We start from the raw sequence: 12,347 nt of genomic DNA, 5'->3' as shown, positions 1-12,347 counted from the left end.
CTTTTTTGGGAGTTCGGAAGTGGGATGTAGCGTGGACTTTGCGAGTCCACGCTACTGCGTATTTACGCCAGTTGCTCGTAGGCCGGCACGGTCAGGAATTCGATGAACTGCTCGCTCATCACCAGTTTATCAAAAAGCCGGGCGGCATTCACGAAATGACCTGTTGAGTAGGCCTCCTCCCCTACCTGCGCCTTGATTTTTTCCAGCTGCCCGGGCACCAGGCCACGGTACAGCTCCGTGGTGACGGGGCGGCCATCGGCCAGCACGGTACCCGGCGTGTGCAGCCACTGCCACACCTGCGCCCGGCTGATTTCGGCCGTGGCGGCGTCCTCCATCAGGTTGTAAATCGGCACGCAGCCGTTGCCGCCCAGCCAGGAGGCCAGGTACTGAATGGCCACGTCGATGTTCAGCTTCAGACCATCCTCGGTGATGCTGCCGGTGGGCGCTTTCACCAAATCGGCGGCCGTTACGTGCACATCCAGGCGCTTGTTCTCGATTTGGTTGGGGCCGGGCATGAGGCGGTTGAAGACTTCAAGCGCCACCGGCACCAGGCCGGGGTGGGCCACCCAGGTACCGTCGTGGCCGTTGGTGGCTTCGCGAATTTTATCCTGCCGCACCTTTTCCAGGGCCGCATCGTTGGCGGCGGGGTCGTTTTTGATGGGAATCTGGGCGGCCATACCGCCGATGGCGTGCACGCCCCGGCGGTGGCATGTTTGCACCACCAGCGCCGAGTAGGCGGCCATGAAGGGCACCGTCATGGTCACCTCGGCGCGGTTGGGCAGGCGGAAATCCGGGTTCAGGCCCAAGCGCTTGATGTAGCTGAAAATGTAGTCCCAGCGCCCGCAGTTCAGGCCCGCGCTGTGCTCGCGCAGCTCGTACAGGATTTCATTCAGCTCGAAGGCGGCCGGTAGGGTTTCAATCAAAACAGTGGCTTTGATGACGCATTTCGGCTGTTTCATCGACCATTGCGCGAAGCCGAACACGTCGTTCCACAGCCGGGCTTCGAGGTGGCTTTCGAGCTTGGGCAGGTAGAAGTACGGGGCCGTACCCCGGGCGCACAGCTCGTGGGCGTTGTGGAAATAGTAGAGGCCGAAATCGAGCAGCGAGGCGCTGATGGGCTCGCCATCAATTAGGATGTGCTTCTCGACCAGGTGCCAGCCCCGTGGGCGCACCATAAGCACGGCCGTTTTCTCGTTCAGGCTATACTCTTTCGTAGGCGTGCTGAGCGAAATAGTGCGGCGCACGGCATCGCGCAGGTTAATCTGACCCTCGATGACGTTGTTCCAGGTGGGCGCGTTGGAGTCCTCCAAGTCGGCCATGAACACGCTGGCGCCGGAATTCAACGCATTGATAATCATCTTCCGCTCCACGGGACCAGTGATTTCCACGCGGCGGTCGAGCAGGTCTTCGGGCAACGGGGCCACGGTCCAGTCCTGGTCGCGAATGCGCTGGGTTTCGGGCAGAAAGTCCGGGAGGATGCCGGCCTCAAAATCGGCCTGGCGCTCGGTGCGGCGGGCCAGCAGGGCCTGCCGCGTGTGGTCGAAGCGGCGGTGCAGCTCGGCCACGAAGGCCAGGGCCGAGGGCGTGAGGATTTCGGCAAACGCCGGTGAGTATGCGCCGATGACTTTCACCCGCTCGGGAGTGAGGTAGGTGGGCGCTGGGGTGGGGGCAACGTCGGTGAAGGTCATTTTTTTAATGTGAGAAGGTGGAAATGAGAAAACGACTTCGTTCAGTCTTTCTCTCGCGGCTGGTGCATGACAACCGACACAAACATAGCAAAGCGAATTTAAATATCTAGCGAATATTCGCTAAAATCAGAAAATTTGCTTCCTCGCTTACCTTTGTTAGAAAGCTGGCTTCGTCACGAAACGGTTTCTTAACGGCTTGAAACGGCTTTTTACGGCGGCAGGCGTTTGCCAATCCAACCAAAAGAAATTTCTCGCATTTTCAAATCCCCACATTTTCAAATCAAAAAATGCTCAATCACGGCCAGGTCGTTCGCCTCATTTTTGGTCTGAAGCTGCGCGAGTTGCGGCAGGAGCGCAGCCTGAGCCCGGCCGAGCTGGCGCGGGTCTGCGATGTCTCGGTGAGCTACCTCAACGAGATTGAGAAGGGCAAGAAGTACCCCAAGGCCGACAAGATTCTGAGCCTAAGCAAGGCCCTGGACGTGCGCTACGACCAGCTGACTTCACTGGAGCTCCCGCGCCGCCTGGAGCCCATCGGTGAGCTGCTGAACTCCAAGATGCTGAAGGAGTTTCCGCTGGAGATGTACGGCCTGGAGCCCACCCGCATTATCGAGCTGATTGCCAACGCCCCGGCCCGGATGAATGCCTTCATCAGCACCATCTTCGAGATTGCGCGCAACTACGAGATGCGCCAGGAACACCTGTTTCTGGCCGCGCTACGCTCGTTTCAGGAGATGCACGACAACTACTTCGAAGACCTGGAGCAGGACGTGCGCGCCTTCGTGGGCAGCCATCAGCTGAGCACCGCCGCGCCGTTCGACCTCAGCCAGCTGGAGCGCGTGCTAACCGGGGAATACGGCTACACGCTGGACCGCGAAACGCTGGGCCGGCACGCCGTGGCCACCCAGGCCCGGCTGCGGTCGGTTTTCCAGCCCAAAACCAAACGCCTGCTGCTGCGGCCGGGCCTGAGCCGGGGCCAGCAGGCGTTCGTACTGGGCCGCGAAGTGGCCTTCAACTACCTGAAGCTGACGGAGCGGCCTTACGTGAGCAGTAGCCTGCAGGTGAGCTCCTTCGATGAGGTCCTGAATAACTTTAAGGCCTCCTACTTTGCCGGGGCGCTGCTGATGGAAGAGGAAAGCCTACTGCGCGACGTGAAGAAGTTTTTCGGGGCCAAAAAGTGGCAGCCCGAGCTACTGCTGAACCTGATGACGCAGTACGACGTGAGCCCCGAAATGTTTATGCAGCGCCTCACCACCCTATTGCCGCGGCATTTCGGACTGCAGAGCCTGTTCTTCCTACGCTTCGACCAGACCGACGCCACCGCGCCCTACGAACTGACTAAAGAGCTGCACCTGGCCCGCCTGCACAACCCCCACGGCAACGAGCTGAATGAGCACTACTGCCGCCGCTGGGTGAGCCTGCGCCTCCTCGACGAGGCCCGCGCCCTGCCCCTGCCCGACACCGACGACGCCCCCGTGACGATGGCCGGCGCGCAAAAATCCCGCTATTTCGGCACCGAGGATGAGTACCTCTGCTTCACGCTGGCCCGTGCCGGCACTCCCACCCAGGTGGCCCTAAGCGTGACCGTGGGCCTGCGCTGCGACGACAACCTAAAGTCCCACATCCGCTTCCTGGCCGACCCGGCCCTGCCCTTCCGCATCGTGAACGAGACCTGCGAGCGCTGCCCGATTGTCGACTGCGAGTCGCGCGCGGCGGCTCCGACGGAAATTGTGCGGCTGGCCGAACGCGCCGCGTTTGAGGCGGCCGTGGCGGAGCTGGTGGCGGGGTAGGTGGCCAGATGAACGCCTCACCCCCTAGCCCCTCTCCGGTGGAGAGGGGCTAGGGGGTGAGGCCGACGCGGAGGGCGTCAAGGCCCTAACTTTACCCCTCACCACGCCCCGACGCATTTGCCCCCCCGCTCCCGCCGCCTGCTTCCCTACTTCCTGCTGCTGGCCCTGCTTGCATCCGCCGCCGGCTACACGGTCTGGCGCGTGGCCTACCGCCCCAACGTCACAGCCTTCGCCGAAGGCCCGGCCTACCTCTACATCCGCACCGGTACAGGCTATGCGGCGGTGCTTGACTCTTTGCAAAAGCATGAGCTGCTGCTGGAACCGACCACCTTCCGCTGGGTGGCCGAGCACCACGACTACCCCACCCACATACTGCCCGGCCGCTACCGGCTGGACCCCGGCATGGGTAATATCGACCTGGTAAAGATGCTGCTGTTTGGCCGGCAGGATACGGTGAAGTTTGAGCTAAAGCCCTTTCATTACCTCGACCAGCTGCCGCGCAAAGTATGCGGCCGGCTCGAGACCGACTCTTTTAAGCTGGAGCTGCTGCTGGGCGATAACGAGGGCCTGCAACGCCGCTACCATCTCGACACCTGCACCATTCGCACCATGTTTGTCCCGGGGCAGTACCGGTTGCTGTGGAACACCAGTGCCCCGGTTTTTCTTGATTCGGTGGCCGCCCGCTACCGCCGATTCTGGCGGCCGGAGCGGCAGGCCCGGGCCGATTCGCTGAAGATGACGCGCACCCAGGTGAGCGTGCTGGCCAGCATTGTGCAGCGCGAAACGGCCCAGCCCACCGACAAGCCCCTCATTGCCGCCGTGTACCTCAACCGCCTGCGCAACGGCCAGCCCCTGCAGGCCGACCCCACCCTGCTCTGGCCCCTGCACGGCCTGGGCACCCGCAAGCGCGTGCTGAACGTGGACAAAAAAGTGGACTCACCCTACAACACCTACCGGCACAAAGGCCTGCCGCCCGGCCCCATCACCACGCCCCTGCCGGGCTCGCTGCTGGCCGTGCTCAAGCCGGCGCACAACCAGAACCTGTTCTTCTGCGCCCGGCCCGACGGCAGCGGCTTCTCCGACTTCGCCGAAACCTACGCCCAGCACAAGCTCAATGCGCGTCGCTACCAGCACCGGCTAGACAGCCTGGGGGTGAAGCGCTGAAAAAATCCCTGCGCCGCCAGCCAGCTTTTTGCCGAACTAAAACCCGCTCTTCCAAACACTCTGCCCTGGGCTTGAGCACTTCACAGCACCTGCGCAGGGCAGCTTGGCGAGACTGCGACAGTGGTGGTCGCATTTCATTTCTTAATGTGGGCCACGGGCCTGGGGCTGGGCTGCTACCGGCTGGCTGTGTACATTTGTTTCCCAATTTTCCGCAAAACCGCCCGTATGCGCCAACCTCTTCTTTTTCTGATTCCTGTCTTCTGTGGATTAACGGCTTCGTCGGCCCTGGCCAGCGGATATGACAGCGGCCCGCAGGGTGCCCGGGTACTGGGCCTGGGCGGGGCCAGCACGGCCTACATCAACAGCATTGCCAGCCTGAGCACCAATCCCGGCCTGCTGGGCCAGTGGGCCGACTCCCTCACCCGCATCAGCATTGGGGGCATGGGCCAGATACGGCGCGCTTCCTTTGTGGGGCAGGACACCTACCAGCGCACCGACCAAGACCTGGTGGTGCAGCCCGGCGGCTACCTCTACGCCACCCACGCCCTGAACAAGCGCGTGGCCCTGGGCCTGGCCGTCACCACTCCCTACGGCTACCACACCAAGTGGCCCAGCACCTGGGAAGGCCGCTCCGTGATTCAGGAAAGCCAGCTCAATACCTACTTTGTGCAGCCCACGGTGGGCATCCGGCTCAACGACAACTTTAGCGCCGGCGTGGGCTTTGTGTACGCGTTTGGCAAGTACAGCCAGCGCAGCGCCCTGGGCCAGTACGACGACCAAGCGGCCCAGACCCAGCTTAGCACCAGCGGCTCGGGGTTTGGGGTGAACGCGGGCCTGTACGGCCGCAGCGGCGACAAACTGTCATTCGGCATCAGCTACCGCAGCAGCGTGCAGCTGAAAATGAACAACGGCACCCTCACCACCACCGGCGTGCCCGCCCGCGATGCCGGCCTGGCCCCGGCCGGGTCGGCCTTCACCACGCGCATTACCATGCCCAGCACACTTTCTGTGGGCATCGCCGACCGCATCACCAAGAAATTGCTACTCACCTTCGATTTCTCGCTGAGCGGCTGGAGCTCGGTCGATTCGCTGAAGTTGAGCGTGGCCGCCACGGGCAACACCCCCGCCCGCACCCAAAGCAGCGTACGCCGCTACGAAGACGCCCTGAGCTTTCGGGTAGGTACCGAGTACCAGGTCAACCCCAAGCTGACCGTGCTCGGCGGCTTTCACTACGACGAGACGCCCGTGCGCGACGAGTACATCAACCCTGAGTTCCTCGATGCTAACCGCCTGGGCATATCGGCCGGCCTGAGCTACCAGCTCAGTTCCCGCCTGGCGCTGGAGGCGGCCTATGCCTTCGACTACAGCCAGCTGCGCACCGCCCGCGTGGCCCCCACCAACGCGAAGGTGTCCAATGTAGCCGGCACCTACCGCATGGCCGTCAATACGGCCTCGATGGGCATTGCGGTGGCCTTCTAAGCCTGCCATCGGCTCCGCACCCCCTCATTCTGCATTTTCGATTTCGATTTCCGCGATGAAGCATTTTTCTTTTACGCTCCCGGGCCGCGCTGCCTATGTGGCCGCCACCGCGTTGCTGCTGAATGCCTGCGCTCCGGCTCAGGATACCCCTACTCCCACCGCTGGCCTGGACCTGAGCCACTACCTGGCCGTGGGCGACACCTACACGGCCGGTGTGAGCGCGGGCGGCCTCACCCGCGCCAGCCAACAGTATTCTTTCCCGAACCTGCTGGCACAGCAGTTTCAGGGCATCTCGGCCGGGGCGGCCTTCACCCAGCCGCTGCTGGAAGCGGGCTCGGGCACCGGCTACCTCAACTTTGTCGATTTTATCGCCTCAGGGTTGGCGCGCACCACCCGCGTGGCCGGGCAGGCCTTCCGGGGCAACCTCATTATCACTCCCGGTACCTGCGGTACTCCCGACACGACGCGCCTGCTGGCGCGCGCTGCCACGGCCAGTGCCCTGCCCCAAAACCTGGGCATTCCCGGCATCACCCTGGCGCAGCTGGAAATAGTGGGCCTGGGCAACGAGGTCAACGCCAAGCCTGGCACGCCTTTCAACCCTTATTTTGAGCGCCTGCTGCCGGCCGCCGACAGCCGTACCTATCTGCAAGCCGTGACCGATGCGGCCGCCACAGCCACCTTCTTCACCTACTTCCAGGGCCTCGACGACCTGATGCCCTACGTGCGCAGCGGCGGCCAGTGCGGAGCCAACGCGGCCGCGCTGCCCAGCATAACCGTTATGCGGAACAATGCCCGCAAAGTGCTCGACCGCCTCACGGCCAAAGGCCAGCCGGGTGTCATCATCCGGCTGCCGGCACTCACGAGCCTGCCGTTTTTGCGGGCCGGCCAGGGCCTTGGCCTGCAGGCCCGCCTGCAAGCCAGCTTTGGCGACACCGCCCGCATTTATATCGAAGACCCGATTGGCCTGCGTGGGGCCCAGCCCATTACCAATGGCGACTATGTACTGGCCACGGCCATTGCACGCATTGGCCGCCCTACGCCCGTGGTAGTGAACGGCGCGACGCTGATGCTGCCCTACGGCCGCGACAGCCGCAATCCGGTGCGCGACGCCGACGTACTCGATAACTCCGAAGAGCTGAGCCGGATTGCGGGGGTGATGAGTAGCTACAACAATGAGCTTGACCGCCTGGCCAGCACCATCTACAAGCTGCCCATCCTCACCCCTTCGGCCAGCACAAGCACGCTGGATTCGGAAGTACTGCTTTTTAATCAGGTAGCCGGTATTATTTCGGTGGCCGGCGTACAATACTCATCTGAGGTGGTGCGGGGCAATTTCTTTTCGCTGGATTACTATACGCTCACGCCGCGCGGCAATGGGCTGCTGGCCAATACCATCATCGCCGCCCTCAACCGCGCCTACCGCACCAAAATCCCGGCCATCGACGTGAACAAGCTACCGGCAACGGCGCAATAGCGTTGGTACGACGGGTTGAGCCCATTTATTCAGCCGAAAAAATCTCCGTGGTTAAGCCCTCCTTTGAGGACCGAACCACGGAGATTTTTCGTTGGCACAACATCCAACTCATTCCGAAGCAGCTTTCAGCTTGATGTATGGCCGATTGAACGAGGTACTGCACCAACCTGAAAAGCACTCTATTTCAGCCGGTACAGTCGCAGGGGCAGTGAGTCGGCCCGAGCGGCCTGCCAGGCGGCTAGGGTTTCGGCGTAGCCCAGCCCCGTGTATTCGGAATGCTCCAGAAACAGCAGCGGCTGCTGCAGCGCCGGCTCAGACCAGCCCGCCACCGGACGCTGGGCCTGGAGCGAATCGAACCGGGCCACCCCCGTTACATGCCGGTAGCCATCGAGCAGCACGTATTGCACACCCTGGCGGCGCAGGGCCGGCAGCTCGCGCTCGTCGGTGATAACGGTCAGGGTTTGCTGGTTATCGAGATAGGGCGCCAGGCCCAGGCTCACGGTGCTGGCTACGCGAGTGGCCCCGTGCTGCCGCAGCCACGCCGCCACCTGCGGGTAGTGCGTGGGCAGCGGCGCATAAAGCTCGCGCTGAATACGGAAAATATTCTGGCCCACTGCAGCCAGCAGCACCACGGCCAGCGCCCAGCCGGGCAGCATGCGCCGGCCGCTCAGCACGGCCAGTGCGGCCAGCGGCAGGTAGGCAAAAAACAGTCCCCGGGGCGCTTTCACCAGCAGCGACATGCCGGCCAGCAGCAAGGCTGCCCACACCAGCAGGTAGGGCATCACCGTGCAGGTGCGCGCCTGGCGCTGCAACCGGCCTGTCCATTGCCGCAGCACCAGTCCGCCCGCCAGCACCAGCCCCAGCAGCAGGAGCGGCGATTCAAAGCTGAGCAGGTAGCGCAGGTAGTAGGTAAAATCGGGGTGCAGGGCGGCTTGCCGGCCCGCCAGGTTGGGGGTGTTGGGAAAGGCAATAAGTACATAGAAAGCCGGCCAGCGGTACCATGGAAGGCCATTCAGCCACCCCAACGTGCACAGCAGCACATAAGGCAGCGCCAGAATGCCCAGCACCCGCCACCACACGCCGGGCCGCCACCACAGGCCATCGCGCTGCCACACTTCCAGCACCACCAGAATGGGAATGGTGAGCAGAAATTTGTGGTCCACGCTCAGGCCCAGGGCCAGCCAGGCGGCTACGTGCGGCAGCGAGGCAGCCTGTGGCCGCTGCAAACGCGCCAAGTGGCTCCGCAGCAGGCCAGTGAATAGAATCAGGTTGAGGGAGCTCATGGTGAAGTCACGCCCCGAGAACGTGAGCAGCAGTGAGGTGCCGCCCAGCAACGTCAGGCCCGCCGTTTCGGGGCCGGAGAGGTTAGCTTGCCGGCTCACCCAGGCCACAAAGAAGCCCAGCCCCGTTATCCCCAGCAGCGCATTGATGGTTTGAAACGCCAAAAACCGGTGCGTGAACCCAACTACCGGCAGATAAACCAGGGAAAATGCCGGGCTGCCGTGATGGAAGAACTCGGAAAAGTCGCCGTGCGCCAACCGCTGAATTATCTGCCAGTTGTGTACCGAATCGAAGTCGAGCCCACCGGTTTCGGGTAGCCGCCAAAGCCGGCTGATGGCCACCAGCAGCAACGCCCCCAGCAGCCACCAGCAGCGGCTGGCAGATAAGGGGGCGTTATTTGCGGGAGCAGAAGTAGTCATGGGCGGATTGGCGCTAAGGTCGGCACGCCTGGCGCAACATTCGGCTTCATTTCCCACTTTACCCGTTTCACTTTAGAAAATATGCGTCTCGTTATTCAGCGCGTTAGCGAAGCCTCGGTCACCGTTGAGGGCCAGGTTACGGGCCAGATTGGCCCCGGCCTGCTGGTGCTGGCCGGCTTCGCCCCTACCGATAACACGGCTTCGCTCACCTGGATGTGCCGCAAGCTGGTGCAGCTCCGCATTTTTGGCGACGACAACGGCCAGATGAACCGCAGCGTGCAGGACATCAGCGGGCAAATTCTGGTGGTGAGCCAGTTTACGCTGCTGGCCGATGCTCGCAAGGGCAACCGCCCCAGCTACATTGGAGCGGCCCCGCCCGCCGTGGCCGAGCCGCTATACGAGCAGTTTGTGGCGATGGTGGCCGCCGAGCTGGGCCGGCCCGTGCCCACCGGCATCTTCGGGGCCGATATGAAAGTCCGCCTGCTCAACGACGGCCCGGTAACCATCGTGCTTGATTCCCCGGCTTAACCTCTTTCCCCAACCCGCACCCATGACCATCGCAGAAGCCCAGAAAACCGTCGATACCTGGATTACGACCACCGGCGTCCGTTACTTCAACGAGCTGACCAACATGGCCATCCTCACGGAAGAAGTGGGCGAAGTGGCCCGCCTCATCTCCCGCCAGTATGGCGAGCAGTCGTTCAAGGAATCGGATAAGGGCCGCGAGCTGGGCGACGAGCTGGCCGATGTGCTGTTCGTCGTCATCTGCCTGGCCAACCAAACCGGCATCGACCTCACCGAGGCCATGACCCGCAACCTGGCCAAGAAAACCCAGCGCGACAGCCAGCGCCACCAGAATAACGAAAAGCTGAAGTAGTATAAGCGAATGCAAAAAACGTCATGCTTCGCGGCTACGCTCAGCACGACGTGCCTCTAAGCGTTAGCCAACCGGTCCTCCTGCCACACGGGCAGTACGTCGGCGTAGGAATCAATCCGCAGGCAGAATTCAAAATCCTTGCTGGCTTCCAGCGAGTTGAGCCGCCGGACGTGGGCCGACTGCAGCAAGTACGCGGACAAATCAGCCTTGCCGTGCTCCCACAGGTGCAGCGCAGCCAGCGTGGCATCAGAGCCGTGCACGTCGAAATCCGGGGCCAGCTGCGCGGCCAGCGCGCCACCATACACAGTGTCTTCGAGGCAAAACTGGCCTTTCCAGCCGGCGCACACCACCAGCACATCGCGCTGCTGGCGGCGGGCAAAACCGGCCACAGCGGCCAGATTCAGGAAACTGCCCACCACTACCGCCTCGGCTGCCAGCGAGCGGCGCAGAGCCGCCGTGCCGTTGGTGGTACTGATGGTAAGGGAGCGGCCGCGCACCGGCCGGGCAGCATCCAGAAAGCCGAAGGGCGAGTTGCCCAGGTCGAAGCCGGGGGCGGCCAGGCCATCGCGCTCGGCGGCGGTCAGGCTGCCGTGCTGCTGGCCGTAGGCAGCACATTCTTCCAGCGAAGCCACCGGAAAAACGTGCGTAACCCCTTCGCCCAGCGCCGTAACAATGGTGCTGGAAGCCCGCAGAATATCCACGATAACAGCCACTTTGCCGCGCAGGTCATACAAAGGCAGCAGTTCGGGCGAAAAACAAATATCTAGTTTGGGCACTGTTTGAGTTAAGAGTTAGGAGTTAAAGGTTAAGAGTTGACCGTTGGAGACCTTAGAGTCCTTTGTCAACTCTTAACTCCTAACTTTTAACTCTATTCCTCCGTGCCTTTGGTCAGCGGCAGCTTGCTTACCGTGGCGGGCAGGTTTTTGCCGCGAATCTGCACGAAAATTTGGGTGCCGGGGGCTGCCAGCTCGGTTTTCACGTAGCCCATGCCGATGCCTTTGCTGAGCGAGGGCGACTGCGTGCCGCTGGTTACATCGCCGATTTTCTGGCCGTCGGCATCCACCAGCTCATAGTGGCCGCGCGGGATGCCGGTGCCGTCCATCACGAAGCCCACCAGCTTTTTGCTCACGCCGGCTTCTTTATGCTTTTTCAGGCTGTCCGAGTTGGTGAATTCCTTGGCGAACTTGGTAATCCAGCCCAGCCCGGCTTCCAGGGGCGACGTCGTGTCGTCGATGTCGTTGCCGTAGAGGCAGTAGCCCATTTCGAGACGCAGGGTGTCGCGGGCTCCCAGGCCGATGGGCTTGATGCCGTAGGGCTGGCCGGCAAGCATGATTTTATCCCAGACCATCGCGGCGCTTTCGTTGGGAATGTACAGCTCGAAGCCACCCGCACCGGTATAGCCGGTGGCCGATATGATGACATCGGGCGCACCGGCGAAGGTGCCCTGCACGAAGGAGTAGTACGGGATGGTGCTCAAATCCACATCGGTCAGCGACTGCAAGGCGGCCTGCGCCTTCGGGCCCTGCACGGCCAACAGGCTGGTGCGGTCCGAGATGTCTTCCATCTCCACGCCCTGCGTGTTGTGCTGCTTAATCCAATTCCAGTCTTTCTCGATATTGGACGCATTGACTACCAACAGGTAATCCTCATCAGCCAGCTTGTACACCAGCAGGTCGTCCACGATGCCACCGTCGTTGTTGGGCAGGCAGGAATACTGGGCTTTACCGTCGGCGAGCTTACTGGCATCGTTGCTGGTCACGCGCTGGATGAGGTCGAGTGCCTGGGGGCCGCGCAGGCGAAACTCGCCCATGTGCGACACGTCGAACATGCCCACGGCGCGGCGTACGGTGTGGTGCTCGTCGAGGTCGGAAGAGTAGCGCACCGGCATGTCGTAGCCGGCGAAGGGCACCATTTTGGCACCCAGCTCGCGGTGCTTGCTATCGAGGGTAACGGTTTTCAGGGACACGGTCATGTATTGGACGGGTTAGCGGATGGGTGGGTAGGTGAATTGCGCTGCAAAGGTGGGGCAAAAAAGAAAAGCCGCTTCGGTAGGAAGCGGCTTTTTTAGTACCGTGGACTGTTGCGAGCTCGGCGGCAGTGCCCCGGCCCACTTGCAAGCCATCGCTTTTTTAGTACCGTGGACTGTTGCGAGTCCGCGAGTGGGTCGTTCAAATATCA

The 12,347-nt window shown here is 62.3% G+C and carries 10 protein-coding genes; 6 read left to right on the top strand and 4 right to left on the bottom strand.

Annotated elements, in window-relative coordinates; translation table 11 throughout:
- Positions 1–62: 62 nt before the first annotated feature.
- Complete coding sequence (aceB, locus tag KQ661_RS08805; protein WP_216680280.1) at positions 63–1,688, bottom strand: malate synthase A; 1,626 nt, start codon at positions 1,686–1,688, stop codon at positions 63–65.
- A gap of 287 nt (positions 1,689–1,975) precedes the next feature.
- Between aceB and KQ661_RS08800 the strand changes: the two genes are divergently transcribed.
- The 4 genes from KQ661_RS08800 to KQ661_RS08785 all read left to right on the top strand — a co-directional run bounded on the left by KQ661_RS08800 (position 1,976) and on the right by KQ661_RS08785 (position 7,592).
- The gene (locus KQ661_RS08800) at positions 1,976–3,475 is read left to right on the top strand and encodes a helix-turn-helix domain-containing protein (RefSeq protein WP_216680279.1); all 1,500 of its coding nucleotides are present in this window, start codon (positions 1,976–1,978) and stop codon (positions 3,473–3,475) included.
- A 117-nt stretch (positions 3,476–3,592) separates the two neighbouring features.
- Positions 3,593–4,639, top strand: coding sequence for an endolytic transglycosylase MltG (gene mltG, locus KQ661_RS08795; protein ID WP_216680278.1), 1,047 nt, complete (start codon positions 3,593–3,595; stop codon positions 4,637–4,639).
- Between the two features lie 225 nt (positions 4,640–4,864).
- Positions 4,865–6,118 (top strand): OmpP1/FadL family transporter, encoded by a 1,254-nt coding sequence (locus KQ661_RS08790; protein WP_216686195.1) that lies wholly within the window; start codon positions 4,865–4,867, stop codon positions 6,116–6,118.
- Between the two features lie 55 nt (positions 6,119–6,173).
- A complete protein-coding gene (locus KQ661_RS08785) occupies positions 6,174–7,592 on the top strand; it encodes a hypothetical protein (protein WP_216680276.1) in 1,419 nt (472 codons plus the stop codon).
- Positions 7,593–7,771: 179 nt separating this feature from the next.
- On the opposite strand, the gene KQ661_RS08780 is transcribed toward KQ661_RS08785, so the two are convergent.
- The gene (locus tag KQ661_RS08780; RefSeq protein ID WP_216686194.1) at positions 7,772–9,292 is read right to left on the bottom strand and encodes a hypothetical protein; all 1,521 of its coding nucleotides are present in this window, start codon (positions 9,290–9,292) and stop codon (positions 7,772–7,774) included.
- Between the two features lie 81 nt (positions 9,293–9,373).
- Between KQ661_RS08780 and dtd the strand changes: the two genes are divergently transcribed.
- Entirely contained in the window at positions 9,374–9,820 is a 447-nt protein-coding gene (gene dtd, locus KQ661_RS08775) for a D-aminoacyl-tRNA deacylase (protein ID WP_216680274.1), read from the top strand.
- 22 nt (positions 9,821–9,842) lie between these two features.
- Entirely contained in the window at positions 9,843–10,169 is a 327-nt protein-coding gene (locus tag KQ661_RS08770) for a nucleotide pyrophosphohydrolase (protein ID WP_216680273.1), read from the top strand.
- A gap of 56 nt (positions 10,170–10,225) precedes the next feature.
- Here KQ661_RS08770 and KQ661_RS08765 read toward each other — a convergent pair whose 3' ends face one another.
- Positions 10,226–10,945, bottom strand: a complete 720-nt coding sequence (locus KQ661_RS08765; RefSeq protein ID WP_216680272.1) for a 2-phosphosulfolactate phosphatase — start codon at positions 10,943–10,945, stop codon at positions 10,226–10,228.
- A 92-nt stretch (positions 10,946–11,037) separates the two neighbouring features.
- Positions 11,038–12,141 carry a glycine cleavage system aminomethyltransferase GcvT gene (gene gcvT, locus KQ661_RS08760; RefSeq protein ID WP_216680271.1) on the bottom strand — a complete coding sequence of 368 codons (1,104 nt, stop codon included), beginning with the start codon at positions 12,139–12,141 and terminating at the stop codon, positions 11,038–11,040.
- Between the last annotated feature and the right edge of the window lie 206 nt (positions 12,142–12,347).

The sequence above is a fragment of the Hymenobacter siberiensis genome (assembly GCF_018967845.1).
GTDB lineage: Bacteria > Bacteroidota > Bacteroidia > Cytophagales > Hymenobacteraceae > Hymenobacter > Hymenobacter siberiensis.
The sequence above is the reverse complement of the archived record's forward strand: the minus strand, read 5'-3'. Positions and strand labels throughout refer to the sequence as shown.